The sequence below is a fragment of the Brevundimonas sp. Root1279 genome, assembly GCF_001425945.1.
Lineage (GTDB): Bacteria > Pseudomonadota > Alphaproteobacteria > Caulobacterales > Caulobacteraceae > Brevundimonas.
The window spans coordinates 184407-209376 of sequence record NZ_LMEB01000007.1 but is presented as its reverse complement, the minus strand read 5'-3'; the positions used below and the strand labels follow the sequence as shown (position 1 = coordinate 209376).

The following is a 24970-nucleotide window of genomic DNA, read 5'->3' as shown; positions in this document are numbered from 1 at the left end:
ATGGCTAGCTTCTACGAGTTCTTCGCCGGCGGAGGCATGGCGCGCGCCGGCCTCGGAAGCGACTGGACCTGCCTTTTCGCCAACGACTTCGACGCCAAGAAGGGCTTCGCCTACCAGGCCAACTGGGGCACGGGCGGCGAGCTGACCGTCGGCGACATCCGCGCCCTTGAAGCCTCGACCATGCCGGGTCGCCCGGATCTGGTCTGGGGCAGCTTCCCCTGCCAGGACCTGTCGCTGGCTGGGGCCGGCCGCGGCTTGGCCGGCGAGCGGTCGGGCACCTTCTATCCCTTCTGGGACATCGTCCGCGGCCTCGCCGCCGAGGGCCGCGGCCCGGCCGTGGTGGCGGTCGAGAACGTCTGCGGGACCCTGACCTCGCACCGCGGCGAGGACTTCAAGGCCATCTGCCGGACCTACGCCAAGGCCGGCTACCGCTACGGAGCCCTGGTCATCAACGCCGACCTGTTCGTGCCCCAGTCGCGGCCGCGCCTGTTCGTGGTCGGGGTCCGCGCCGACGTCGAGATCGCGCCCGAGCTGCTGTCGCCCGAGCCGATCGGCCCCTTCCACACCCGCGCCCTCACTCGCGCCGTCGCCGCCCTGCCGGACGAGGTGCGCGAGCCGCTTGTGTGGTGGAACGTGCCGACCCCTGAGCGCCGCGCCGAGACCTTCGCCGACCTGATTGAGGAGGCCCCCGACAGCGTCTCCTGGCACAATCAGGCCGAGACCAAGCGGCTGCTCGACATGATGTCGCCGGTCAACCTGGCCAAGGTCGAGGCCGCCCGCCGCGCCGGCCGCCGCATGGTCGGCGGCGTCTACCGCCGCACCCGCGTCGACGAGACCGGCGCCAAGGTGCAGCGCGCCGAGGTCCGCTTCGACGACGTCGCCGGCTGCCTGCGCACCCCGGCTGGCGGCTCCAGCCGGCAGATCATCCTGGTGGTCGACGGCCACCGCATCCGCTCACGGCTGATCTCGGCCCGCGAGACCGCCCGGCTGATGGGGCTGGCGGACGACTACATCCTGCCGGGCAAGTACAACGACGCCTACCACCTGACCGGCGACGGCGTGGCCGCTCCGGTCGTGCGCCACCTGGCGCAGCACGTGTTCGAGCCGGTCATCGCCCAGGCCGAGGCCGCGGCGCGCCGCGCGGCCTGAGGGCGATGCCCGTTCCCGCCCGCCTGCAGGACGGCTCTCACCTCCCGCCCTTCGAGACCGAGGACCTTCGGGCCCGGCTGTCCGCCTTCCTCGACACCCCCTTCAACGGCCAGAAGGTCGGCCACTGGCGCTGGGGCATCTACGCCTTCTTCGACTACGACGGCGAGCCGATCTACGTCGGCCAGACCAACGAGGCCCTGCGCACCCGCATCCGCCGGCACCTGACCAACCAGCGCACCGACGCCGTGGCCATGTCGGTGCTCGACCCATTCGAGGTCTATGAGATCGAGGTCTGGCCAATGCCGGACCTGCAGGGCGTGGGCAGTCGGGATCGGGAGGCGCGGCAACGGCTCGACGCCCTGGAGCGGGTGATCACCGAACAGGCCGTGGCCGGCTCGACCTTCAAGGCCATCCTCAACGAGAAGGACCCGCCCCCCGGCGACCTGGTCGTCGAGGCCCCGCCGTCGCTGAGGGGCTGTATCGTGTCGGACCGGGTGTTCGAGCTGCGCTCCCACCCGGACTTCCGCCTCGCCCGACGGGCGCTGATCCTGTCGCGGCTGGCGCAGGTGATCTCCGAGCGGAAGGTGCAGGGCGGGCTCAGGCGGGTGCTGCAGACCCAGGCGCGGCGGCTGCAGTGGCTGGCCGAGCGTCGCTATGAGGCCCTGGGCGGCGCGGCCTCGGTCGAGGTCGAGGGGCAGCCGGACCTGCTCTGAGACCTCTTGCCAAGCTCGCCCAGCGGGTCATCATGGCGTGAGGGCATCTGGGGAGGTCGCCTATGAAATTCGCCATCCTTGCGGGCGCGGTCGCGCTCGTCGTCGCCACGCCGGCCGCGGCCGAGACCTGGCAGTCGTTCTCGCGGACATCGAGCACCGTCTACCTGATCGAGGTCGACAGCATCCTCGCCGAGGGGGAGGTCACCTCGCTGCGCATGGCCACCGTGCCGCGCGCGGGCGAGGCGGGGGACTACTCCTACTCGGTCGAGACCTACCAGTTCCGCTGCGCCGGCGACGGCGGCTGGCGGACGGCGGGGATCGTCGACTATGGCCCGGACGGGTCGGAGGCGGGGCGGTTCCCCGAGGACGGCGCCGAGTGGACCGCCGTGCGGGCCAACACCGTGCCGGCCTTCCTCAAGGACATCGCCTGCGGCGGGGCTCGGTCGACGGGCGAGCCCTATCCGACCGTTCAGGCCTTCGTCGACGCCGGGCGGCCCTGACCAAGGCCAGAGCCGCCTGATTTCAATGACTTAGGCGTCGACCGCGGCGTCCAGGGCGTTTTCCTGGATGAACTCGCGGCGCGGCTCGACCACGTCGCCCATCAGCTTGGCGAACAGGTCGTCGGCGTCCTCCTGGTGCTCGACCGACACCCGCAGCAGGGTGCGGGCGTTGACGTCCAGGGTGGTCTCCCACAGCTGCTCCGGATTCATCTCGCCCAGGCCCTTGTAGCGCTGGATGGCGATGCCCTTCTTGCCGGCCTCGAGCACCGCTTCGAGCAGGTCCAGCGGACCGCGGATGGTCGTGGTCTTGTCCTTGCGGCGGTAGACGGCGGGCTTGTCGAACAGGCCCTCGAAGGCGGCGGCGCGCTCGGCCAGGCGGCGGGCGTCCAGCGAGCGGATCAGCGCCTCTTCCAGCACGATGCGCTCGGTGACGGCGCGGCGGACGCGTTCGAACACCACGGCCCCCTGGGCGCCCGGAGCGCCCGACCAGTCGCCGTCGCCCTCCTCGGCGTAGAGGTTGAGGCGGGCGGCGGCCTTGGCCGGATCGGCGGAGTCCTCGGCGAACAGGCCGGCCAGGGCGGCCTGCTCGACGGCGAAGGCCGGGGCGCGCTGGCTCAGGCGGTCGACGCCGGCCTTGAAGGCCTTGGCCTCGCGGACGAGGGACTGCAGGTCCATGCCGGTGCGGCGCTCGCCGGACGGCAGGTCCAGCTCGGCCTCGGACGAGCCTTCCTCGATCAGGTAGGAGTCCATCTCCGCCTGGTCCTTGAGGTAGCGCGACTGCTTGCCCTTGGCGACTTTGTAGAGCGGCGGCTGGGCGATGTAGACGTGGCCGCGCTCGATCAGCTCGGGCATCTGCCGGTAGAAGAAGGTCAGCAGCAGGGTCCGGATGTGGGCGCCGTCGACGTCGGCGTCGGCCATCAGGATGATCTTGTGATAGCGCAGCTTGTCGGCGTTGAAGTCGTCGCGGCCGATGCCGGTGCCGAGCGCCAGGATCAGGGTGCCGATCAGCTCGGACGAGAGCATGCGGTCGAAGCGGGCGCGCTCGACGTTGAGGATCTTGCCGCGCAGCGGCAGGACGGCCTGGTTCTCGCGGTTGCGGGCCTGTTTCGCCGAGCCGCCGGCGGAATCGCCCTCGACGATGAAGAGTTCGGACTTGGCCGGATCGCGTTCCTGGCAGTCGGCGAGCTTGCCGGGCAGGGAGGAGATCTCCATCGCGGTCTTGCGGCGGGTCAGGTCGCGGGCCTTGCGCGCGGCCTCACGGGCGGCGGCGGCCTCGATGATCTTGGCGACGACCTGCTTGGCCTCGGCCGGGTGTTCCTCGAACCAGGTGGCCAGGCCTTCCTGGCACAGGCCCTCGACGGCCGGGCGGACCTCGGACGAGACCAGCTTGTCCTTGGTCTGGGAGCTGAATTTCGGATCGGGCACCTTGACCGACAGGACGCAGGTCAGGCCTTCGCGGGCGTCCTCGCCCGAGACCGAGACCTTCTCCTTCTTGGCCGCGCCGGCGGCGTCGATATAGCCGCCCATGACCCGGGTCAGGGCCGCGCGGAAGGCCGACAGGTGGGTGCCCCCATCCCGCTGCGGGATGTTGTTGGTGAAGCACAGCATGGTCTCGTGGTAGCTGTCGTTCCACCAGAGGGCGAGATCGAGCTCGATCCCCTCCTTCTTGCCGCGGATGACGATGACGTCCTTGAGGATGGGCGTCTTGGACTTGTCGAGGTGGCGCACGAAGGCTTCGACGCCGCCCTCGTAGTGCAGGATCTCCTCGAACGGCTCGGCGTGGCGGTGGTCGGCCAGCTTGATGACCACGCCCGAGTTGAGGAAGGCCAGCTCGCGCAGGCGGTGCTCCAGCGTCTTCAGGTCGAAGTCGATGTGCGAGAAGGTGGTGACCGACGGGTAGAAGGTGACCTCGGTGCCCGACAGGGGCTGGCCGGCCTTTTCGCCCTCGGTGCGGGTCGGGGCGTCGCCGGTGACGGACAGGCTGGTGACCGCGTCGCCGCGCTCGAAGCGCATCTCGTGGCGCTTGCCGTTGCGGTAGATGACCAGCTTGAGCCAGTCGGACAGGGCGTTGACGACCGAGACGCCGACGCCGTGCAGGCCCCCGGAGACCTTGTAGGAGTTCTGGTCGAACTTACCGCCGGCGTGCAGCTGGGTCATGATGACCTCGGCCGCCGAGACGCCTTCGCCCTCGTGGATGTCGGTCGGGATGCCGCGACCGTTGTCGGTGACGGTGACCGAGCCGTCGGCGTTGAGGATGACCTGGACCAGGTCGGCGTGGCCGGCCAGGGCCTCGTCGATAGCGTTGTCGACCACCTCATAGACCATGTGGTGCAGGCCCGAGCCGTCGTCGGTGTCGCCGATGTACATGCCCGGGCGCTTGCGCACCGCGTCTAGGCCCTTGAGCACCTTGATGGAGTCGGCGCCGTAGGCGGCCTCCGCGGCGGTGTCGTCGTTGCGCCCAGCGTCGGCGGCTTCGGTCTGGTCGGTCATCTATTCGGTCGGTTCAACGCCCGTTTCGGGCCCGGAAAAGGCGGCGTGTCCGCCGCCTGGAATTGACTGGCTTTCCGCCGCGAATCTGTCCCGCGACGGAGCTGTCAACATATAGGGTTTCCGGCCTGAAAAGCGAGCGAAACCGGGACGTTTGGGGGCCGTTCGGCGGCCGGACCCGCTCCCCGCGGACGGCCCTTCGAAAAACAGAGTCTGAATCGTCTGAATCGTCTGAAATCGGCGAGCGCGGGACGGCGCGCGGCGGGCCGAAAAAACAGAGTCTGAATCGTCTGAATCGTCTGAAATCCTCCGATCGAAGCTGCGCAGTCTCCCACCATAGAGGCGTCTGGTGCGACGTGCGTTCATGACGCTGACGGCGCAGGTGTGGTTTGTGTTTTCAATGGGTTAGCGATTTTCGATAGTCGCCCTCCGTTTCGCCCCCAGATCACCGCCACCCTCGGGCTTGACCCGAGGGCCAGAGGTTGGGCGGCCCTGCGTCAGGGAATGTGCGACGGGGCGGTTGGTGAGCGTTCTTCCGGCGCCGTGCGACGGATGGTCTGGCCCTCGGGTCAAGCCCGAGGGGGACGGAAATTGAGAGGGGCGGGACAAGCTTGACCGCTTTCGGCCGGCGTGAACAAATCACGAACATGGAGAAGCGGCCGTTCATTGCGACCTACATCCAGGCGAGCCGGCCGTTCGGCGTTCTTTACATCGGCATGACGGCCAATCTCTACGCGCGTGCCCAGCAGCATCGGGAGGGCGTGGTCGACGGCTTCAGCCGCAAACACGGTTGCTCGATCCTGGTCTGGTACCAGCAGTTCTGGACGGTCCCAGACGCGATTCGTCGCGAGAAGGCGCTGAAGCGCTGGAACCGGCCGTGGAAGATGCAGCTGATCGAACAGCGCAACCCGGACTGGCGAGACCTCCATCCGTTCCTGGTCGGGCAGGCGCCGGACCCGCGGCTGCCGGTGGCGGGCGATCAGGAGGGGAGCGTGGAGGCGTTTCTGAAGTGGTTGCGGGATGGGGGGGAGGACGGCGAGGCCTGATCCCTTGTTCCTCCTAATGCGCCGTCACCCTCGGGCTTGACCCGAGGGCCAGAGGCGGGGCGGCCCGGCGTCGAATGAAGGTGCGACGGGGCGGTTGGTGTGCGGTCTTCCGTCACCGTGCGACGGAACGTCTGGCCCTCGGGTCGAGCCCGAGGGTGACGGATATTAAGAGGGGCGGATCGCAGTCACTTCCCGGGCCGCGGGGCCGCCTCCGCCACCAGGGTCCCGGCCGGCGGCGGGATGAGCAGCTCGCTGGCCTCGACCCGGTCGAACAACCAGTCGGCCCAGCGGTCGGGCGGCAACGGCAGGACGCCGCGGGAGTGGTAGGGCGCCACGTCGGGGCCGGGCTCGGCGGTGAGCAGGGAGAAGGCGTCTCCGTCGGGGCCGGCGCGCCACAGGGCGGCCAGGGCCAGGGGCTCGGCGTCGGCGCCGCGCAGCAGCCAGCGGGTCTTGGGGTATTTGTCGCCGGTGAACTCGTAGAAGCCCGAGACCGGCACCAGGGCGCGGCCGCTGGTCGGGCCGTTGCCGAAGCGGCGGCCCTCGGAGCGGAAGTTGATCACCGGCGGGCGTTTGGGCGCGGGCGGCGGGAAGCCGAAGCGCATCTGGGCCAGCTCGGCCTCGGCGTCGTTCAGGGCGCGGACGGCGCGGGCCGGGTCGGTGGGGCGCACCTCCTCGACCGGCTCGATGTTCGGCAGCCCGCCCTCGAAGGCCAGCGGCGCCCGCGCCTCGGCGAACAGCTTGACCAGCTGGGTCAGGTTGAACCGGCTCTGGAACGAGGCGCACATGGGGGGAGGGTAGCGCGAGCGACGGGCATCGTCTCCTCCCCGTCGGCGTCGCCGACGGGGAGGGGGACCGCGAAGCGGTGGAGGGGCGAAGCGGCCTCTCGCCTGCGCGGGAGTTTCGCCCCTCCACCCCTCGCGCTGAGTCGCGCGAGCGGTCCCCCTCCCCATTGCTGCGCAACGGGGAGGAGACGAGGTTCCCCCCATCCCCTTGCCGAGAGCGTCGCCGGGCGGTTCGGCGGGCGTCAAGGATGGCCTGCGGCCACCGCGCAGCGGCGCGCCGAAGGGCGCGTCCTTGACTCCCTCCGACCGACCGGCAGGCTGGCTTGCAAGCGATGAAGGGAGACAACCGATGAGCACCCAGGGCCACTATCTGGCGGTCTTCACCAGCGACAAGACCGGGCCGCAATGGCAGGCCTGGTACGCCCTGAGCGAGGCGGAGAAGGCCGAGCGGCAGGCGATCGGCATCCCCGCCGTCCTCGCCTGGGACGAGGCCCACCGCGACGTCATCGTCTACCAGGGCGGCCCGCTGGGCCCGACCAAGCGCATCTCCGCCGAGGGCGAGGTCGCCGACATCGTCAACCTGCTGACCGTCTTCATGGTCGTGCGGGCGGAGAGCCACGAGGCGGCGGTGCGGCTGTTCGAGGGGCACCCGCACATGTCGGTGTTCGTGTGCGACGGGGTGGAGGTGATGCCGCTGTTGGGGGGGTAGCGCTTCCTTCTTTCGTCATCCTCCGGCGAGCGCAGCGAGACCGGGGGACCCAGCGGCGCGCGTGAGCGCGAACCTGCCGCGGGTGCGGATGCACAGATCGCCTTCGGCGCCGCTGGGTCCCCCGGTCGCGGCGCTGAAGCGCCTTGCCGGAGGATGACGAAAGAAGGGGGCGACTAGTGCACCCGCGCCTTCCCGATCTCCAGCCCGCCCTCGCCCGCTGACACGGCGATCACGGACCCGTCCTCGATCTCGCCGGCGAGCAGTTTGCGCGCGATCGGGTCCACCAGCTCCTTCTGGATGACCCGCTTCAGCGGGCGGGCCCCATACACCGGGTCGTAGCCCTTGTCGGCGAGCCAGGCGGCCGCCGTGTCGTCCAAAGCCAGGGTCAGTCTCCGGTCGGCGAGGAGCTTTTCGAAGCGCGCCAGCTGGATGCGGACGATGCCGCTCATCTGGTCGCGGCCGAGGCGGCGGAAGAGGATGATCTCGTCGATGCGGTTGAGGAATTCGGGGCGGAAGTGGGCGCGGACCGAGTCCATGACCAGGGGGCGCACGCTCTCCACGTCGTCGCCTTCGCCCTGGCTGGCCAGGAACTCCGAACCGAGGTTGCTGGTCATGATGATCAGGGTGTTGCGGAAGTCGATGGTGCGGCCCTGGCCGTCGGTCAGGCGGCCGTCGTCGAGGACCTGGAGCAGGACGTTGAAGACGTCCGGGTGGGCCTTCTCGACCTCGTCGAACAGCACGACCTGATAGGGCCGGCGGCGCACGGCCTCGGTCAGGGCGCCGCCCTCGTCATAGCCGACATAGCCCGGAGGGGCGCCGATCAGGCGGCTGACCGAGTGCTTCTCCATGTACTCCGACATGTCGAGGCGGGTGATGGCGGCCTCGTCGTCGAACAGAAACTCGGCCAGGGCCTTGGTCAGCTCGGTCTTGCCGACGCCCGTGGGCCCTAGGAAGAGGAAGGAGCCGAGCGGGCGGTTGGGGTCGTTGAGGCCGGCGCGGGCGCGGCGCACGGCGTCGGCGACGGCGACGAGGGCCTCGTCCTGGCCGACCACGCGGCCCCTGAGGGCGTCCTCCATCTTGAGCAGCTTCTCGCGCTCGCCCTCCAGCATCTTGTCGACCGGGACGCCGGTCCAGCGGGAGACGACGGCGGCGATCTGCTCGGCGTCGACGACCTCGGGGGTCAGGGGGCCGGAGCGGGCGGGGTCCTTCTCGGCGGCTTCGGCCTCGGCCAGCTGGCGCTCGATCTGGGGGATCTGGCCGTAGGCGATCTCGGAGGCGCGGCCGAGGTCGCCGTTGCGCTGGGCGGCGGCCAGTTCGGCGCGCAGGCGGTCCAGGGTCTCGCGCAGCTGGGCGCCCTGGCCGACCTTCTCCTTCTCGGCCTTCCAGCGGGCGGTCAGGTCGTCGGACTGGCCCTCGAGGTCGGCGATCTCGTCCTCGAGCCTGTCGAGGCGCAGCTGGGAGGCGTTGTCCGTCTCCTTCTTGAGCGCCTCGCGCTCGATCTTCAGCTGGACCAGGCGGCGGTCGATCTCGTCCAGCGCCTCGGGCTTGGAGTCGACGGCCATGCGCACGCGACTGGCGGCCTCGTCGATCAGGTCGATGGCCTTGTCGGGCAGGAAGCGGTCGGTGATGTAGCGGTTCGACAAGGTGGCGGCGGCGACGATGGCGCTGTCGGAGATGCGCACCCCGTGGTGGACCTCGTACTTCTCCTTGAGGCCACGCAGGATGGAGACGGTGTCCTCGACCGTCGGCTCCTCGACGAAGACCGGCTGGAAGCGGCGGGCCAGGGCGGCGTCCTTCTCGACGTGCTTGCGGTACTCGTCCAGGGTGGTGGCGCCGACGCAGTGCAGCTCGCCGCGGGCCAGGGCGGGCTTGAGCAGGTTGGAGGCGTCCATGGCCCCGTCGCCCTTTCCGGCGCCGACCAGGGTGTGCATCTCGTCGATGAACAGGACGATGCCCCCCTCGGCGGCGGCCACCTCGTTGAGCACGGCCTTGAGCCGCTCCTCGAACTCGCCGCGGTATTTCGCGCCGGCGATGAGGGAGCCCATGTCGAGGGCCATGACCTTCTTGTCCTTGAGGCTCTCGGGCACGTCGCCGTTGACGATGCGCAGGGCCAGGCCCTCGACGATGGCGGTCTTGCCGACGCCGGGCTCGCCGATCAGGACGGGGTTGTTCTTGGTGCGGCGGGCGAGGACCTGGATGGTCCGGCGGATCTCCTCGTCGCGGCCGATGACCGGGTCGATCTTGCCGTCGGCGGCGGCCTGGGTCAGGTCGCGGGCGTAGCGCTTGAGGGCGTCATAGGCGTCCTCGGCTCCGGCGGAGTCGGCGGTCTTGCCCTTGCGGATCTCGTTGATGGCGGCGTCGAGCTTGTCGGCGGTGACGCCGGCGGCGGACAGGACGGTGGCGGCCACCCCGCCCTCGCGGGCCAGGGCGCCGAGCAGGCGCTCGGTGGTGACGAACTGGTCGCCGGCCTTCTTGGCGGCGGCCTCGGCCGAGGCGAAGACGCGGGCGGTGTCGCCGTCGAGATAGAGCTGGCCCGAGCCGCCGGAGACCTGGGCGCGCTTGCTCAGCGCGGTCTCGATATCGGCCTCGGCGCGGCGGGCGTCGCCGCCGGCGGCGGTGATCAGGTTGCGGGCCAGGCCGTCGCGCTCCTCAAGCAGGACCTTGAGCAGGTGCTCAGGCGCGAACTGCTGGTGGCGGCGGGCGAGGGCCAGGGACTGGGCCGACTGGACGGCCTGTTTGGCGCGGTCGGAATAGAGGTCGAGGTTCAAGGCGTATCCCTTCGAGAAGCGGATCCCGGCGGCATGTCCTCACAAGCAAGCAACGCGCCGTCCGGTTGCGGTGGAGGTGGGCGCGGCCGCGCGGCCTGACAAGGGGCGGGTCGGGCGGCTGGCGCGATCCTGCGGCTGAGCTAGTCTGCGGCGACAAAGGGGGAGATCGCCCATGCCCATCACCAGCCGCCGCGCCGTCCTCGGCGCCTTCGCCGCCGGATCCGCCGCCTTGATGGCGCGCCCGTCGTGGGGGCAGGCCGCCTCAGTGGCCGCCGAGGTCGATGACCTGGCCCAGGCGGTGATGGCGGCCTTCCCCGACCAGCCGGGGATGTCGGTCGCCGTTGTCGAGGACGGGGCGACGACCTTGGCCAAGGGCTATGGCGTGCTGCGTCTGGGCCAGGCGGCGCCGGTCACCGAGCGCAGCCTGTTCGCCATCGCCTCCAACTCCAAGGCCTACACCGCCGCGGCGCTGGCCATCCTGGTCGAGGAAGGCAAGCTGGAGTGGGACGCGCCGGTGGTGCGCTACATGCCGGAGTTCGCCATGAGCGACCCGGCGATCACCGCCATGCTGACCGTGCGCGACCTGCTGTGTCACCGCTCGGGGCTGGCGCTCGGCGCGGGCGATCTGATGATGTTCCCGCAGACGACCCACACCCGCGCCGACCTGGTCGCCGGGCTGAAGCACCTGCCGATCGCCAACGGATTCCGGGCCGGCTACGCCTACGACAACGTCCTCTACGTCGTCGCGGGCGAGCTGATCCTGGCGGTGACCGGCCAGGTCTGGGAGGACTTCATTACGGCGCGGTTGCTCCAGCCGCTGGGCATGGGCGACAGCGTCGCGTCGTATGCGCGCCTGCCGGCCGGCGCCGAGGCGGCCTGGCCGCACGCGCGCCTCGGCCCGCCGGTGCGCGGCATGGGCCCGATGGTGGCGCTTCAAGAGCATGCCGACCTGCCTGTCTCCGTGGCCGCGGGCGGCATCTACGCCAGCGCCCGGGACCATGCGAAATGGGTGGCCGCCCAGCTGGGCAAGGGCGTGGCCGCCGACGGAACGCGGCTGTGGTCCGAAGACAGCGCCCGGCAGATGTGGAAGCCCGAGGTGATCATGGGCGCCGCGTCGGGCGACCAGACCGCCGAACGCCCCGACCGCTCCTTCATCAGCGCCTATGCGCTCGGCTGGATGGTGGAGAATTTCCGCGACCGCCGCATCCTCTGGCACTCCGGCGGGATCGACGGCTTCGCCACCATGACGATCCTCGTGCCCGGCGTGAACAAGGGGCTGGTCGTGCTGACCAACGCCGAAGAGGGCGGGGTGCTGCGCTCGTTCCGCAACGGCGGCGTCGACCGGCTGATCGGCCGCCGGGACTACGACTGGATCGCCTATTCCAAGCGGGTCGAGGCGGTAATCGCCGAGCAGACCGCCGGGGCGGCCGCCGCTGTCGTCGAGGCCCCGGCCAACGCCGCTGCGCCGAGCCTGCCGCTCTCGGCCTACGCCGGCGTCTATCGCGATCCCTGGTACGGAACGGTGACGGTCAGCGAGCGCGCCGGGGGGCTGCATGTGCGCTTCGACAAGACTGCGGCGTTCGACGGGCCGCTGGAGCGCTTCGACGGCGACACCTTCCGCACCCGCTGGACCAAGCCGGGCAATGAGGACGCCTTCCTGATCTTCAAGGTCGAGGGCGGGCGGGTCGTGTCGGCGACGGCCAAGGCGGTCTCGCCGGCGGCCGACTTCAGCTACGACTTCCACGACCTGCATCTGACGCGGGAGCGGTAGGCCCTTGGGCAGGGTCGCGGAGCGCTTGGCGTGAGGTGGCGGCCAGGAGGCGCCCGTGGTTCCCAATTCCGTCTGGCCGGTCGATCCCGGCGTGCTCGCGCCCTTCCTGCTGGCCGTGGCCCTGATCGAGCTGACACCGGGACCGAATATGGGCTGGCTGGCGCTGGTCTCGGTGGGGCGCGGGCGGGCGGCCGGCTTCGCGGCGGTGGCCGGGGTGACGCTCGGGTTGGCGGCGTGGATGGTGGCGGCGGCGGTCGGCCTGACCAAGCTCGTGCTGGAGGCGCCGGTCGTGTACCAGGCGATCCGTTGGGCCGGGGTGCTGTTCCTGCTGTGGCTGGCCTGGGAGGCGTGGCGACAGCCGGGGGCGGCGGATCCGGCGCGGCCGGCGGAGGCCGGGACGCTGCGCGGCCTGTTCCTGCGCGGCATGACGGGCAACCTGCTGAACCCCAAGGCGGCGGTGTTTTATGTCGCCCTGCTGCCGACCTTCATGCGGCCCGATCACGGGTCGCCCCTGACCCAGGCCCTGGTGCTGGGAAGCCTTCACCTGGCGGTGGCGGTGGTGGTGCACAGCTTGATCGTGCTGGGCGCGGCGGGGGCGGGCGCAGTAGTCGTCGGGCGCGCCGGAGGCCCGGTCCTGCGGGGGGCGATGGCCCTGGGCATCGCCGCTGTCGCCCTGTGGATGGCGTGGGAGACCCGCCGCTAGTCGGTCGTGGACAGGACGCGCGGGCGCGCGCTAGCGTCCGCTCCGATTTCTGTCGGGAGCGTCTCCATGTCCATCCGCCTCACGCGCCGCGCCGCGTTGGCTACGTCTGTCGCGAGCGCGGGCGTCGCCCTGCCGACCCTGTCGCATGCCCAGGTCGGGTCGGCGCCCGGCGGGGAAGCCCTGGCGGCGGCGGTGGACGCCTTCGTGCAGAAGGTGATGGCCGCCTTCCCGGACCAGCCGGCGGTGTCGATCGCGGTGGTCAAGGACGGCCGGCCGGTGCTGACCCGCGGCTATGGCGTGCGCCAGAAGGGCGACACGCACCCGATCGATGAGCACACCCTGTTCGCCATCGCCTCGAACACCAAGGCGGTGACGGCGGCGGCCCTGGCCATCCTGGTCGACGAGGGCAAGGTGAAGTGGGACGCGCCGGTGCGGACCTATCTGCCCGGCTTCGCCCTGTCGAAGCCCGAACTCAACGACATGGTCACGGTGCGCGACCTGATCAGCCACCGCATCGGCTTCGGCCTGGGCGCCGGCGACCTGCTGTTCTGGCCGAACAGCGACCGGACCCGCGCCGAGATCATGGCGGCCATTCCGCATGTGCCGATCGAGGACGGCTTCCGCACGAATTATCACTACTGCAACCTGATGTTCGTGGCCGCCGGCGAGGTGGTGGCGGCGGCCTCCGGCATGCCGTGGGAGCAGTTCGTCCAGACGCGCATCCTCGACAAGCTGGGGATGACCGAGACCCTGCCGCTGATGACCCCGGCGGATGCGGCCAAGTCGGCCCTGCCGCACGGGCGGGTCGGACCGCCGCTGCGCTATCAGGGCGAGATGCAGACCATCGGCGGCTCGATCCAGGAGGTCTGGGACTGGTCGTCCTCGGGCGCCGCGGGCGGCTTCGTGACCAATCCGGTGGACTGGGCCAAATGGATCGCCGTGCAGGTCAACAAGGGCCAGCTGCCGGACGGCTCGCGCCTGTTCTCGGAGGCCCGCTCGAACGAGATGTGGCGGCCGAACATCCTGGTGTCGAACTCGGCCGGTCCGACGGCCGAGCTGCCCGGCCGGGCCATCGCCTCGACCTACGCCATGGGCTGGCAGGTGCAGGACTATCGCGGCGAGCGCTTCATCACCCACGGCGGCGGGGCGCCCGGCTATGTCTCGGGCACGGTGCTGATCCCCGGCCGCAACGCCGGCTTCAGCTACTTCACCAATGCTGAGGAGAGCGCGGTCACCCGCACCCTGCGCAGCGGCATCGCCGACATCGTCATGGGCAAGGCGGACTTCGACTGGATCGCCGACAGCCTGAAGCAGAAGGCGGACAACGACGCCAAATCGGTCGCCGCCGCCGCCGAGATCGACGCCAAACAGGCGGCCGGCGCAGCCCCGTCCCTGCCGCTGGAGGCCTATGCCGGGACCTGGCGCGACCCCTGGTACGGCGACATCGTGATCACCCCGACGACCACCGGCCGCGGCCGCAACCGCAAGACCGGCCTGCACCTGGCCTTCAGCCGCACCCCGTCGCTGAAGGGACCGTTGGAGGCCTATGACGGCGACACCCTGCGCACCCGCTTCACGGACAAGCGCGAAGAAGACCTGTTCATCACCTTCAAGGTCGAGAACGGCGCGTCGGTCTCGGCGACCATGAAGGCGGTCTCGCCGGATGCGGACTTCTCGTACGACTACCAAGACCTGCGTCTGACCAAGGCCTGATGCGATGATCGAACTGGCGCTTCTGTTCGCCCTGTCGGGCGCACCGCAACAGGCCAAGGAGGCCCCGGTCCCGCCGGCATGCGTGGGTGCGACATTCGCCGGCTGGGAGGCCTGCGCCGATGCGGCCGAGGAGGATTCGCCGGCCTATCGAGTGGCGATGATCAATCTCGGCACGGAAGCCTATCTGCGGAGCGACTATTCGGCGGCGCTGCGCTTCTACGACAAGGCCGATGCGCCGGGCGAAGAGGTCGTTTCGGACGTGCTCTTCCACACCTTCCGCGCAGACACCTATCGCCATGCGGGGCGGGTTGCAGACGCGGCGGAGGATGCGCGGACGGCCTGGCTGTACATCGACGGTCGGCCGCCCGCGGGAACCGATCCGCGCGACCTTCGCCCCGTCGATGACGATCTGCGCTTCATCGTCCTGTCGCTGATCCTCCCGATCCTGAAGGACGAGGGTGAAACCGACTTCCGGGCGGCGCGTGAGGTCTACCTCGCCCTGCCGGTCGATGATTGGCAGGGCCTGACCACACGGGCCAACGCCCTGTCGCTGATCGGCGAGCATTCGGCGGCGGTGGCCGACAGCAAGAAGGCGGTCGAGCTGCAGCCCGGCGATCCGATGCTGATGAACAATCACTGCTACACCCTGGTCGAGGCCGGCCAGGCGGCGCAGGGCCTGCCCTGGTGCGAGCGCGCCGTCGCCGCCCTGCCGGAGAGCTCTCACGTGCGCCACTCCTACGCCGCCGCCCTGGCCGGGGTGGGACGCTGCGCCGACTCCGAGCGGCAGCTGGCGGAGGCCCGCCGGATCGACCCGAGCTCGGCCCTGTATCGCGAGCCGATCGCCTGCCGGGCGAAGGGGTGAGGGCCCCGGCGCTGTTGATCGGGCTGGCGCTCACAGCGGCGGTCCTTGCGCCTGGCCTAGCCTCGGCCGCGCCGCCGGCCAGCGCGGTTCGTCAGGAGGTCATGAGCGACGCCGTCTTCTGGGCGATCGTCGATCGGAGCGCCGCGCGTGCGGACGACCCCGACGCCCAACTGGAGGCGCTGCGCACTGAACTGGAGGCGTTGGACGCCGAGTCCGTGGCCGGGTTCATCCGCGCTTTCGAGGGGCAGATGGACCGGGCCTATAGCTGGGAGCTGTGGGGCGCAGGCTATGTCGCCTATGGCGGGATGTCGGACGACGGCTTCGTCTACTTTCGGCGTTGGCTGATCTCGCGCGGCCGGGCCGATTTCGAACGTCTGCTGGCCTCGCCCGACGACCTGCCCCTGCTCGTGCCGACAGACGCCGAGGGCTTGGAGTTCGAAGAGTTCGCCTACGTCGCCGTCGACCTGTGGAGCGAGAAGACCGGCGATCAAGACCCGCCGTTCGGGCTGGCCGCCGATGGACTTGGGACGGAGCCGCGCGGACGACCGTTCCAAGAGGATCCGGCCGCCCTCGCCCAGCGCTATCCCAAGACCTGGGCCCGATTTGGCGAACGCCCGCTGGGCTAGTGCGTCACTTGATCAGCTCGAGGATCTCGAGCTTGGACTCCACCCGCGGCCACGGCACGACCACGCGCCAGCGATCGGAGCCGATGCGCTCGAAGACGCCGACCTGGTCACGCTCGGGCTGCTGGCCGTAGGTCGGGAAGCCGGTTTCATCCATCCCCCAGGCCTGGGCGCCGACGAAGATGAGGCGGCGTTCCGTGTCCGGATAGAGCAGGCCGCGCGTGCGTTGCGAGCCGGTGGTCTTGGTCAGCACCAGGTCGCCGCCGGGGGTCAGTTCGACGCTGCAGCGGAAGAAGGGATAGGCGACATAGGCCAGGCCCGACTCGTTCTTGGTCCCCAGTTTGATGGTGCGGCAGCGGTAGGTTCCGGGCGCGGGCTGCAGGCGTCCGGCCTGGCCGGCGTTGGGGTCGACCAGCGGGCCGAGGGCCTCCACCTGTTTGGCGAACCCCTTGTCCTCCGCCTCTGCGCGGGCCAGGCGCCAGGCCTGATCGAGGCGGCCGAGGTTGGAGGCGTCGGCGGCGGTGGCGACCTCGCGCCAGTCCGCGGTTCCCCCCTGTTCTCCCGGCGCCGGGGCGGGCGCGGGCGTTGCTGGCGCGCCGCCGGGCACGGGCTCCTGCGCGCCGGGGCCGGTTTCGCCGCCGGGCGCGGGGGCCGGCTCCGGCGATTTCGGCGCGGGCTCCTGGCCGCAGGCAGCGAGCAGGACGGTCAGGGAGGCGACGGCGAGAAGGCTACGCATGCGGGAGCTCCGGTCGAACAGAACGGACCTAACGGTCGAGCTGGAAGTCGGTTCAGCGAGCGGCCCCTGTCATCCCCGACGCAGCGCAGCGCAGCGGAGCGGGGGGCGCTTTAGCGACCCGACGCGGCCTGGGCCGGGATCAGTTCGATCAGGTCGAGGTTGGACTCGTTCTGCGGCCAGGGCAGGACCAGGCGCCAGCGGCGTTCGCCGACGCGCTCGAGAACGGCGGCGATGTCGCGGTCGGGGCGCTGGCCGTAGGAATTGGCCGGCGGCTCCTCGGCCAGGGCCATCGAGCCGAGCATGATCATCGAGCGGTCGTTCTCGGGGAAGAGCAGGCCGGCGGGACGCTGGCTGCCGGTCAGCTTGGTGAACTTCAGACCGGCGGCGGTCTTCTCGATGCGGCAGGTGAACCAGCCGTAGACGACGTAGCCGAGGCCTTCCTCGCCGCCCTGGGAACCGAGCTTGATGGTGCGGCAGCGGTAGTTGCCCACCGGCGGGGAGACGCCGGGGCGCTGGGAGTCGGGATCGATCACTTCGCCGGTGGACCGCAGGTCGCCCGACCCACGCTGGCGCTCGGCCTGCTGCAGGGCCAGGCTCCAGGCCGCATCGATGCGGTCGAGACGGTCACGATCGTTAGCGGTGATGATGGCGCGCCAGTCGCGCAGGACCGGCGACGCGCCCGGCTGGGCGGTGGGCGGCGGCAACGGCGGCGGCGGCGGCGTGGTCTCGCACGCCGCGAGCGCCACAGCGCTGACGACAAGCAGGACCGACAGCCGGAACAGCTGAAGCATGGGCGCTCCCGTAAGCAACACTATGCCGCCGCGTCGGACCCTGGCGGGCCGGGGGCGAAGGCATTCGCACCAGTTACGCTGGTTTTTCCTTTTGGACCGGTCGGAAGCGCCGCCGTCAAGCATTCTCGCCTGACGAATGGCGCCGACCGGGTCGCTCAGCCCTCGTCGGCGGGGGCCTCGACCTTGCGGCGCGGGGCGCGGCGCTTCGGCACCGGCGCCTCGGCGGCGGCTTCGGCGGGCTCGGCCTCGATCGGCGCAGCGGGGGCGGCGGCAGGGGCGGCGGAGCGGGTCAGGAAGCCCGGCAGGGCGGCCGGAGCCTCGTCGCCGTCGTCGGCGGAACGGGCTTCGCGGCGCGGACGGCGCTCGGGACGCTCGGCGCGCTCAGGACGCTCGGGACGCTCAGAACGAGCCGGAGCGGCTTCGCTCTCGGCCGCGGACGCCGGTTCGGCGTCGGAGGCCTCGACCGGGGCGGCGTCTTCGGCCTGCCCGCCTTCGCGCTCGTTCTGGAAGCGGAGGTTGCGTTCGGCCTGGCGGCGCTCCCAGCGCTCGCGGCGGCTCTCGCGACGGCCGCCCTCGCCCTCGGCGCCCTCGGCGCGCGGTTCGCGGGGTTCGCGCGGTTCACGGTCGTCACGCTCGGGGCGGTCGCGCCATTCACGGCGCGGCTGGTCGCCGTTCTGCTGGCGTTCGTCCTGTTCGCGTTGGCGGGCTTCGGCGGCGGCGACGCGCTCGGCTTCGGCCTTCTCGGCGGCGATGATGGCTGCGGCCTGGGCGCCGGTCTCGTCTTCGAAGTCGATGTCGAAGCCCTGGCCGGCCAGTTCGCGCTGGGCGATCTCGGACACCGAGCGCGACGGCTGCAGGGCGCGAAGAACGCGGAAATAGTGTTCGGCGTGCTGGGTGTAGTTCTCAGCCAGGACGCGGTCGCCGGCGGCGGAGGCGTCGCGGGCGAGCTGCATATAGCGTTCGTAGACGGTCTGGGCGTTGCCGCGGACCTTGATGTTCTCGGGCCCCTGCGAGTCCCACGAGCGGTTCGGGTTGGTCGCGTTGGCGTTGTTGTTGCCGCCGCCGCCGGGCTTCCTGTTGCGTCCGCGTTGACGCTTCATGCCCTTGAAATCTCTCATCGGACGCTACCGTGCTCTTGGTGGGGACGGGCGGCCTGCGAGATGCAGCCTGTCGCCGTCCGGGTTCGTCGTTCCGCGTACGCAGCGAGGCCTATCCCCGCCGACGATGTGATCGGAATTCCCTGTCGCCCCGTGGTCCGCCGGGCGACCTGGCCCGACCGTCACTGCCCTGAAGCGCGCGTGGATGGGCCTGAAAAGCGGTCCAAGGCGTGCGTTTTGGGTGGGAGACAGGAAAGACTTAGCGCGGGATCATGGCGTTTCCAAGGGCTTTGTTCGCCGCCCTCCGGCCCCGCTTCTACATCTTCGGGATCGGGTTGGTGCGCGGGTCCGGACCGTTGGTGACGACGCGGTCGCGGTCGGACAGGTCCTTGACCACGATGACGTCCTTGAAGCCGGCGGCTTCGAAGAGGGCCTTGACCTGGGGGCCCTGGTCCCAGCCGATCTCGACCGCGAAGATGCCGTCCGGCTTGAGGATGCGCATGATCTCCGGGGCCAGTTCGCGGTAGGCGACGAGGCCGTCCGGGCCGCCGTCCAGCGCCAGGTGCGGGTCGTGGTCGCGCACCTCCGGGTCGAGGCCGGGGATGTCGCCCGAGGGGATGTAGGGCGGGTTGGAGACGACCAGGTCGAAGCTGTGGTCGCCGAAGCCGGCGGCCCATTCGGTGCGGATGAAGTCGCAGCGGTTGTCGAGGTCGAGGTTGGCGGCGTTCTCGCGCGCCACGGCCAGGGCCTCGGTCGAGACGTCGGCGCCAACGCCGCGGGCCCCGGCCCGCTCGGCCAGGATGCCCAGCAGGATGGCCCCCGAGCCGGTGCCCAGGTCGATCATGGTGAAGGCCTTGTGGGGCGGATAGGCCAGCATGACTACGTCGAGGATGGCCTCGGTGTCGGGGCGCGGGCTGAGCACGTCGGGGGTGACGTTCAGCATGATCTTCCAGAAGCCCTTCTTGCCGAGGATGCGCGACACCGGCTCACGCTTCAGGCGGCGCTCGATGTAGGATTCCAGCAGCGCCATCTGGTCCTCCGGCACGACGCGATAGGGGTCGGCCAGGATGTCGGTCCGAGAACAGCCGGCGGCGACCTCGAGCAGCAGGCGGGCGTCGATCGACGGGCTGTCGATGCGGCCTTCCTTGAGACGAGCGGTGGCGGCCTTCCAGGCGGTGAGGAGGGTCGGGGCGGCGGCGGCGTCGGTCATCGGGACGGATTGGCGCGGGCGGCGCGGGAATTCAAGCCGCACCATGGCGGAACACACTCGGCAGCGTCGCCGTTTGCCCGCCATGACGGACAAGTGGGGACAGAAGGCCGGGCCGAGGGGTGGTCTGGGCCTGTGGGGTTCGGTCGCCGCGCTGGCGGCCGGGCTGGCCGCTGGAGCCGGCGCGGCGCATCTCGTCTATCGCCACGGGCACAAATACGGCTTCGAACTGCGCCTGCCGCGGCCGCACGCCCCGCCGCCGAAGCCGCCGACGCCTGAGGATTTCGAGGCCAAGGAGCCCGGCCGCGGCCGCACGGCCCTGCGGCCCGAGCACATCCCGCACAAGGGATGGACGGACATCATGTGGCGCTGGGGCGGCTCCTATTTCGGGGACCGCGTCGGCTTCATCTCGGGCGGGGTGACCTTCTTCGTCCTGCTGTCCCTGTTCCCGACCCTGGCGGCCTTTGTCACCGTCTATGGCCTGTTCGCGGATCCGAACCAGGCGGTGGAGCGGCTGTACTTCCTCTATTCGGTCATGCCCGTCGGGGTGGCTGAGTTCCTGTCCGGCGAAATGCAGCGGCTGGCCGAGAACTCGAACTCGCAGCTGACCTTCACCCTGGTCTGGACCGTGCTGCTGTCGCTGTGGACCGCCAGCGGGGCGGTGAAGGTGCTCTTCTATGGGCTCAACATCGCCTATCACGAGGTCGAGAAGCGCCACATCGTGAAGTACAACCTGATGTGCCTGGCCATCACGCTCACTGGGCTTGTGGCGGTGGGGCTCTCGGGCTCGCTGGTGGTTGGGGTGCCGCTGTTCCTGGACGTGCTGGGCGTCGGCGCCGAGTTCGCCCATCTGGCGCCCTTGCGCTGGCCGCTGCTGCTGCTGGTCTACGGCACGGCTCTGACCCTGGTCTACCGCATCGGTCCCTGCCGGCAGAAGGCGCGCTGGCGCTGGCTGACGCCGGGGGCGATCGCCGCCTCCTTGCTCAGCCTGGGGCTGTCGCTGTTCTTCAGCTGGTACCTGCAGACCTTCGTGCGCACCGCCTCCTATGGGCCGCTGGCGGCGATGATGGGCTTCCTGCTGTGGACCTGGCTGTCGGTGCAGATCATCCTGATGGGGGCCGAGCTGAACGCCGAGATCGAACACCAGACGGCCATGGACACCACCACCGGCGCGCCCCTGCCGATCGGCGAGCGTGGCGCGGTGGTGGCCGACACGGTCGGGCCCAAGCGCGGCAACCCGGCGGCCCTGGCCTTCACCCTGAAGCACGCCGAAGCCCTGTCCGACCGGCTGATGCGGCGGCGCATCCGCCCGCCGGCGGATCCGCCGCCCGAGTGACCTAATCCGGGCCGCCGGTGCTGGCGACATCCTGCCACATGGTGCAGGGAGGCGTCGGGGGATACCGACATGATTCGCAAATTCTTCGGCGCGCTGCTGCTGGCGCTCGGCCTGTTCACGACGTCCATGGCGGCCGCAGCGGCGCCCGCGGCGACGCCGTCCGCCGCGGAGGCGGCCGAAATCCAGCGACTGCAGGCGCTGCTCGACAGCCTGCATCCGCAGACCGGCGTGGTGAAGATCGCTTCGGCGAAGGCCACGCTGAACCTGGGCGAGGACTACTACTTCCTGAACGCCGAAGACTCCCGCCGGGTGCTGGTCGACGCCTGGGGCAACCCTCCCGGTTCGGTCGAGGGCGTGCTCGGCATGGTCTTCCCGGCCGGCAAGAGCCCGGTCGACGAGACCTGGGGCGCGGTGGTGACCTATGTGGGCGACGGCTATGTCTCGGACGCCGACGCCAAGGACATCGACTACGGGGCCCTGCTGGACTCGCTCAAGGAGGGGGAGGACGCCGACAACCGGGCGCGTCAGGCCGAAGGCTTCGAGACGGTCAATCTGGTCGGCTGGGCGCAGCAGCCGAGCTATGACGCCCAGAAGCACAACCTGATCTGGGCCAAGGAGCTGGCCTTCGGGAACACCGAGGGACACACCCTGAACTACGACGTCCGGGTGCTGGGCCGCTACGGCGTGCTGAGCATGAACATCGTCTCCGGCATGGCCGATCTGCAGACGGTCGGGAGCGAAGCCGCCCGGCTGATGAGCACGGCCTCGTTCGACGCCGGCGCGCGCTACACGGACTACAAGGAAGGCGTCGACAAGAAGGCGGCCTACGGCATCGGCGGCCTGGTCGCCGGCGGCGCCGCCCTGGCGGTGGCCAAGAAGGTCGGGTTCCTGGGCGTCATCCTGCTGGTCCTGAAGAAGGGCTGGATCGTGATCGCCATGGGCGCGGTCGCGGCCTGGCGCTGGTTCGGCGCGATCTTCAAGGGTCGCAAGGGCGGCGACTTCGGCGGCGATCGCCGCGCAGCCGCCGCGTCCTGGCCCGAAGCCGCCGACGCGCCGGCGCCTGACGCTGAGCCCGCGCCGACGGCCGAGCTCGAAACGGCTGCCGCCGAGGGCGATCCCAAGCCCTGAGGCGGCTGTTCGTTCGCGCTTCGCGAACGGCCGCGCGAGGTCGTTCGCGAAGGCGCGGCGGGCGACCCCGCAAGCGGCGTGGCGGACCGTCGGCCCCGGCGGCACGGTCGGGAGGTCGAGGCCCGGCTGGCGGGTCTCCCTCCTGAGCGAGACCGTCATGAATCGCCTGTCCTTCGTCGCCCTCGGCCTGAGCCTGCTGGCGACCCCTGTCCTGGCCCAGAGCGCGCCGGGTTCGAGCACCGTCTCCCTGACCTTCGACACGGGCGCGCAGACCGGCGCGGTGATGGTCGCCCTGTACGATTCCGAAGCCTCTTATGAGAGCGGCCGCCCGGTCGGTTCGGCGCGGATCGACGTCGCCGCCGGCCAGCGCACCGCGACGTTCAATGACCTGCCCGCCGGCGACTACGCGGCCAAGGCCTTCCACGACGTCGACGGGAACGGCGAGATGGCGACCAACCCGTTCGGCATGCCGACCGAGCCCTACGCCTTCTCCAACAACGCCGTCGGCAACATGGGCCCGGCGCGCTGGGACCGGGCGAATTTCGCGGTCGAGGGCGACGTCGCCCAGACCATCGTCATCCGCTGAGCGGGGGACGGGTCATGATCCCTTCGCGCCGAGCCTTTCTGATGGGCGCCGCCGCCGTCTCGGCCGCGGTCGTCACCCCCGACGCCGTCCGCGCCGCCGAAGCGCTGGCCGCGGCGCCTGACTGGGGCCTGGTCACCGCCGACGTCGAGGCCGACATCGCGCCGCAGGCCCTGCGCCTGATCCACGGTCGCGCGCCGGCGGGGCTGGCGGGGACGCTGTACCGCAACGGCCCTGCCAAATTCCGCCGCCCGGGCCGCAACGCCGAGCACTGGTTCGACGGCGACGGCCTGATCCGCCGCTTCCGGCTCGAGGAGGGCCAGGCCGAGCTGGCGGCGCGCTTCGCCGACACGCCCAAGCGGCGGCAGGAGACGCGCCTGGACGCCATGGTCATGCCGGGCTTCGGGACGATGCCGGACCCGCGCGCCGCGATCGGCTCGCCCGACGACGCCAGCGCCGCAAACACCTCGGTGATCCCTGTCGGGGACGGCGTCTGGGCCCTGTGGGAGGGCGGCTCGCCCTTGGCCATGGACGCCGGCTCGTTGGAGACGCGCGGCTTCGTCACCCTGCGCCCCGACCTGAAGGGCATGCCTTTCCTGGCCCATCCGCGCATCGAGCCGGACGGCCGCATCTGGAACCTGGGCGTGGGCGGGGCGCAGGCGGTGGTCTGGCGGCTGTCGCCCGATGGAGCGCTTGAGGCGGCCGAAGTGATCGCGCTGCCGCGGGCCAGCTACATCCACGACTTTACGGCGACGGCCCGGCATCTGGTGATCGTGCTGCAGCCCTGGGTGCGGACCCGCAACGTCATGCCCTTCTCCGCCGGGTTCGACTGGACGCCGGAGGCGGGGACCCAGGTGCTGGTGGTCGACAAGGCGGACCTCAGCGCGCGTCGGATCTACGAGCTGCCGGCGTTCGGCTTCTTCCACCTGGGCGACGCCTGGGAGGACGGCGGCGACATCCGCTTCGACGTCTGCGCCCATCGCGACATGGACTTCGCCGCCCGAGGGGCTCAGCGGGTCGTCAACGGCGTGCTGTTGGACGGCGAGCCGGCGCGGCTGGCCATGGTGCGGCTCGGGGCCGACGGGCGCGCGAACCTGGAGCGGACCGACATCGTCGGCGAGTTTCCGCGGAGCGACCCGCGCCGGGCGGGGCTGGCGCGGAGGCTGACCATCCACACGGCGGGCGAGACGCCGGGGCGGCCGTTCGCCTCGGGCATCGGCGTCACCGACTGGTCGACCGGGCGGACGCGCAGCTTCGACTTCGGCGCCGGGCACGTCGTCGACGAGATGGTCTTCGCGCCCCGCCCGGGCGGGACGGCCGAGAACGACGGCTGGCTGATCGGCCCGTCGCTGAACCTCGATGAGCGGGCCACCGAGCTGCACGTGCTCGATGCCGCGCGGGTCGAGGACGGGCCGGTGGCGACGTGGCGGGCCGAGGTCGCCCTGCCGGCGGCCTTCCACGGGACGTGGGTGGGCTAGCGCGGACCTAGTACCAACCGGCGTCGCGCAGGGCCTTGGCGTAGCGGCGGCTGACGGGGGCCTCGAGGCCCCCGTCGAGGGTCAGGGTGGCGCGGCCGTCGCCGCGGGCGACCGAGCGGACGGCGTCACGGGCCACCCACCAGCTGCGGTGGGTCTGGGCGCCTTCCAGGCCCTCGAGCTCGCCCAGCGCGTCGGCGAGGCGCATCAGGATCAGGTCGGAGCCGCGGTCCGTGTGAATGCGCAGGTAGTGGTCCTCGGAGACGACGGCGCGGATGGTCGCGCCGCGCAGCTTGGGCGGGAGGCGGTCGAGGAAGCGGGCGGGGGCGGCGCCGACGGCGGCGGCGTGGGTCTGCACCGGGGTGCGCGACAGGAAGACGTTCAGCGCCGCGACCACGCCGGTGACCAGGGTGACCGGCAGGAGGAAATGCGGCAGGCGCGCCAGTTGCAGGACGCGGTCGTCGTCGAAGAACAGGGTGGTCGCGGCCCAGACCATGACCGACAGCGGCCCGGACATGACCAGGGTCAGGGCGGCGACGGCCAGCCAAGGGCGGCGGTCCATGTCGATCCAGCGGTCGATCAGCATGCCGCAGACCTGGCCCCACAGGGCGCCCAGCAGCATCATCGGCAGCCAGTAGGCGAGACGGAAGGCCAGCGAGACCTCGTCCATGCCGAAGGCGCCGGTCAGGGCCAGCACCACGCCGGCGGCGAGGGCCAGCCCGACGCCGCGCACGAAGGTGCGGTCGATGCGGATGTGGATGGCGTCCCGCGCAGGCTCGGCGGCGGACACG

Annotated in this window: 22 protein-coding genes; 14 read left to right on the top strand and 8 right to left on the bottom strand. The window is 70.9% G+C overall.

Translation table 11 applies throughout. The features are described from left to right. The 3 genes from ASC65_RS11720 (at position 1) to ASC65_RS11710 (ending at position 2362) form a co-directional block, all read left to right on the top strand. Positions 1–1149 carry a DNA cytosine methyltransferase gene (locus ASC65_RS11720; protein ID WP_056453265.1) on the top strand — a complete coding sequence of 383 codons (1149 nt, stop codon included), beginning with the start codon at positions 1–3 and terminating at the stop codon, positions 1147–1149. A 5-nt stretch (positions 1150–1154) separates the two neighbouring features. Next, positions 1155–1862 carry a GIY-YIG nuclease family protein gene (locus ASC65_RS11715; RefSeq protein ID WP_056453262.1) on the top strand — a complete coding sequence of 236 codons (708 nt, stop codon included), beginning with the start codon at positions 1155–1157 and terminating at the stop codon, positions 1860–1862. 62 nt (positions 1863–1924) lie between these two features. Further along, on the top strand, positions 1925–2362 hold the full coding sequence (locus tag ASC65_RS11710; protein ID WP_056453259.1) for a hypothetical protein: 438 nt from the start codon (positions 1925–1927) through the stop codon (positions 2360–2362). 30 nt (positions 2363–2392) lie between these two features. On the opposite strand, the gene gyrB is transcribed toward ASC65_RS11710, so the two are convergent. Then, positions 2393–4852, bottom strand: coding sequence for a DNA topoisomerase (ATP-hydrolyzing) subunit B (gene gyrB / locus ASC65_RS11705; protein ID WP_082526020.1), 2460 nt, complete (start codon positions 4850–4852; stop codon positions 2393–2395). A gap of 608 nt (positions 4853–5460) precedes the next feature. Here gyrB and ASC65_RS11700 point away from each other — a divergent pair. Then, positions 5461–5895 carry a GIY-YIG nuclease family protein gene (locus ASC65_RS11700; RefSeq protein ID WP_235561487.1) on the top strand — a complete coding sequence of 145 codons (435 nt, stop codon included), beginning with the start codon at positions 5461–5463 and terminating at the stop codon, positions 5893–5895. A gap of 185 nt (positions 5896–6080) precedes the next feature. Here ASC65_RS11700 and ASC65_RS11695 read toward each other — a convergent pair whose 3' ends face one another. Beyond that, positions 6081–6680 (bottom strand): SOS response-associated peptidase family protein, encoded by a 600-nt coding sequence (locus ASC65_RS11695; protein WP_082526019.1) that lies wholly within the window; start codon positions 6678–6680, stop codon positions 6081–6083. Between the two features lie 346 nt (positions 6681–7026). Between ASC65_RS11695 and ASC65_RS11690 the strand changes: the two genes are divergently transcribed. Next, positions 7027–7386 carry a hypothetical protein gene (locus tag ASC65_RS11690; RefSeq protein ID WP_056453257.1) on the top strand — a complete coding sequence of 120 codons (360 nt, stop codon included), beginning with the start codon at positions 7027–7029 and terminating at the stop codon, positions 7384–7386. Between the two features lie 173 nt (positions 7387–7559). Here ASC65_RS11690 and clpB read toward each other — a convergent pair whose 3' ends face one another. After that, positions 7560–10154: an ATP-dependent chaperone ClpB gene (gene clpB, locus ASC65_RS11685; protein ID WP_056453256.1), complete on the bottom strand. Its 2595-nt coding sequence runs from the start codon at positions 10152–10154 to the stop codon at positions 7560–7562. A gap of 172 nt (positions 10155–10326) precedes the next feature. On the opposite strand from clpB, the gene ASC65_RS11680 reads away from it, so the two are divergent. The 5 genes from ASC65_RS11680 (at position 10327) to ASC65_RS11660 (ending at position 15829) form a co-directional block, all read left to right on the top strand. Further along, a complete protein-coding gene (locus tag ASC65_RS11680) occupies positions 10327–11925 on the top strand; it encodes a serine hydrolase (RefSeq protein ID WP_056453255.1) in 1599 nt (532 codons plus the stop codon). Between the two features lie 55 nt (positions 11926–11980). Then, positions 11981–12628, top strand: coding sequence for a LysE family translocator (locus tag ASC65_RS11675; RefSeq protein WP_056453254.1), 648 nt, complete (start codon positions 11981–11983; stop codon positions 12626–12628). 66 nt (positions 12629–12694) lie between these two features. Beyond that, positions 12695–14341 (top strand): serine hydrolase, encoded by a 1647-nt coding sequence (locus ASC65_RS11670; protein ID WP_056453251.1) that lies wholly within the window; start codon positions 12695–12697, stop codon positions 14339–14341. A 4-nt stretch (positions 14342–14345) separates the two neighbouring features. Continuing rightward, positions 14346–15203, top strand: coding sequence for a hypothetical protein (locus tag ASC65_RS11665; RefSeq protein ID WP_056453248.1), 858 nt, complete (start codon positions 14346–14348; stop codon positions 15201–15203). A gap of 101 nt (positions 15204–15304) precedes the next feature. After that, entirely contained in the window at positions 15305–15829 is a 525-nt protein-coding gene (locus ASC65_RS11660) for a DUF4240 domain-containing protein (protein ID WP_056453246.1), read from the top strand. A gap of 4 nt (positions 15830–15833) precedes the next feature. Here the strand turns inward: ASC65_RS11660 and ASC65_RS11655 are convergent, their stop codons facing one another. From ASC65_RS11655 to prmC, 4 genes are all read right to left on the bottom strand, one after another. Continuing rightward, positions 15834–16562, bottom strand: a complete 729-nt coding sequence (locus ASC65_RS11655; RefSeq protein WP_056453245.1) for a DUF4893 domain-containing protein — start codon at positions 16560–16562, stop codon at positions 15834–15836. A 110-nt stretch (positions 16563–16672) separates the two neighbouring features. Continuing rightward, a complete protein-coding gene (locus ASC65_RS11650) occupies positions 16673–17353 on the bottom strand; it encodes a DUF4893 domain-containing protein (protein ID WP_056453244.1) in 681 nt (226 codons plus the stop codon). A 155-nt stretch (positions 17354–17508) separates the two neighbouring features. Beyond that, positions 17509–18453, bottom strand: a complete 945-nt coding sequence (locus ASC65_RS11645) for a DUF4167 domain-containing protein (RefSeq protein ID WP_235561486.1) — start codon at positions 18451–18453, stop codon at positions 17509–17511. Between the two features lie 313 nt (positions 18454–18766). Then, positions 18767–19660: a peptide chain release factor N(5)-glutamine methyltransferase gene (gene prmC, locus ASC65_RS11640; protein WP_056453242.1), complete on the bottom strand. Its 894-nt coding sequence runs from the start codon at positions 19658–19660 to the stop codon at positions 18767–18769. Positions 19661–19742: 82 nt separating this feature from the next. On the opposite strand from prmC, the gene ASC65_RS11635 reads away from it, so the two are divergent. The 4 genes from ASC65_RS11635 (at position 19743) to ASC65_RS11620 (ending at position 24182) form a co-directional block, all read left to right on the top strand. Further along, on the top strand, positions 19743–20993 hold the full coding sequence (locus ASC65_RS11635; RefSeq protein WP_056453240.1) for a YihY/virulence factor BrkB family protein: 1251 nt from the start codon (positions 19743–19745) through the stop codon (positions 20991–20993). A gap of 69 nt (positions 20994–21062) precedes the next feature. Beyond that, entirely contained in the window at positions 21063–22121 is a 1059-nt protein-coding gene (locus tag ASC65_RS11630) for a DUF2167 domain-containing protein (RefSeq protein ID WP_056453237.1), read from the top strand. A 157-nt stretch (positions 22122–22278) separates the two neighbouring features. Then, entirely contained in the window at positions 22279–22707 is a 429-nt protein-coding gene (locus ASC65_RS11625) for a DUF2141 domain-containing protein (RefSeq protein WP_056453234.1), read from the top strand. Between the two features lie 14 nt (positions 22708–22721). Beyond that, the gene (locus tag ASC65_RS11620; protein WP_056453231.1) at positions 22722–24182 is read left to right on the top strand and encodes a carotenoid oxygenase family protein; all 1461 of its coding nucleotides are present in this window, start codon (positions 22722–22724) and stop codon (positions 24180–24182) included. A gap of 7 nt (positions 24183–24189) precedes the next feature. Here ASC65_RS11620 and ASC65_RS11615 read toward each other — a convergent pair whose 3' ends face one another. Next, complete coding sequence (locus ASC65_RS11615) at positions 24190–24969, bottom strand: LytTR family DNA-binding domain-containing protein (RefSeq protein ID WP_235561485.1); 780 nt, start codon at positions 24967–24969, stop codon at positions 24190–24192. Position 24970: the final 1 nt, after the last annotated feature.

Coding starts and splice junctions, on each gene's coding strand:
- ASC65_RS11720 (WP_056453265.1), top strand. CDS start 1: ATGGCTAGCTTCTACGAGTTCTTCGCCGGCGGAGGCATGGCGCGCGCC.
- ASC65_RS11715 (WP_056453262.1), top strand. CDS start 1,155: ATGCCCGTTCCCGCCCGCCTGCAGGACGGCTCTCACCTCCCGCCCTTC.
- ASC65_RS11710 (WP_056453259.1), top strand. CDS start 1,925: ATGAAATTCGCCATCCTTGCGGGCGCGGTCGCGCTCGTCGTCGCCACG.
- gyrB (WP_082526020.1), bottom strand. CDS start 4,852: ATGACCGACCAGACCGAAGCCGCCGACGCTGGGCGCAACGACGACACC.
- ASC65_RS11695 (WP_082526019.1), bottom strand. CDS start 6,680: ATGTGCGCCTCGTTCCAGAGCCGGTTCAACCTGACCCAGCTGGTCAAG.
- ASC65_RS11690 (WP_056453257.1), top strand. CDS start 7,027: ATGAGCACCCAGGGCCACTATCTGGCGGTCTTCACCAGCGACAAGACC.
- ASC65_RS11680 (WP_056453255.1), top strand. CDS start 10,327: ATGCCCATCACCAGCCGCCGCGCCGTCCTCGGCGCCTTCGCCGCCGGA.
- ASC65_RS11670 (WP_056453251.1), top strand. CDS start 12,695: ATGTCCATCCGCCTCACGCGCCGCGCCGCGTTGGCTACGTCTGTCGCG.
- ASC65_RS11665 (WP_056453248.1), top strand. CDS start 14,346: ATGATCGAACTGGCGCTTCTGTTCGCCCTGTCGGGCGCACCGCAACAG.
- ASC65_RS11660 (WP_056453246.1), top strand. CDS start 15,305: ATGAGCGACGCCGTCTTCTGGGCGATCGTCGATCGGAGCGCCGCGCGT.
- ASC65_RS11655 (WP_056453245.1), bottom strand. CDS start 16,562: ATGCGTAGCCTTCTCGCCGTCGCCTCCCTGACCGTCCTGCTCGCTGCC.
- ASC65_RS11650 (WP_056453244.1), bottom strand. CDS start 17,353: ATGCTTCAGCTGTTCCGGCTGTCGGTCCTGCTTGTCGTCAGCGCTGTG.
- ASC65_RS11645 (WP_235561486.1), bottom strand. CDS start 18,453: ATGAAGCGTCAACGCGGACGCAACAGGAAGCCCGGCGGCGGCGGCAAC.
- prmC (WP_056453242.1), bottom strand. CDS start 19,660: ATGACCGACGCCGCCGCCGCCCCGACCCTCCTCACCGCCTGGAAGGCC.
- ASC65_RS11635 (WP_056453240.1), top strand. CDS start 19,743: ATGACGGACAAGTGGGGACAGAAGGCCGGGCCGAGGGGTGGTCTGGGC.
- ASC65_RS11630 (WP_056453237.1), top strand. CDS start 21,063: ATGATTCGCAAATTCTTCGGCGCGCTGCTGCTGGCGCTCGGCCTGTTC.
- ASC65_RS11625 (WP_056453234.1), top strand. CDS start 22,279: ATGAATCGCCTGTCCTTCGTCGCCCTCGGCCTGAGCCTGCTGGCGACC.
- ASC65_RS11620 (WP_056453231.1), top strand. CDS start 22,722: ATGATCCCTTCGCGCCGAGCCTTTCTGATGGGCGCCGCCGCCGTCTCG.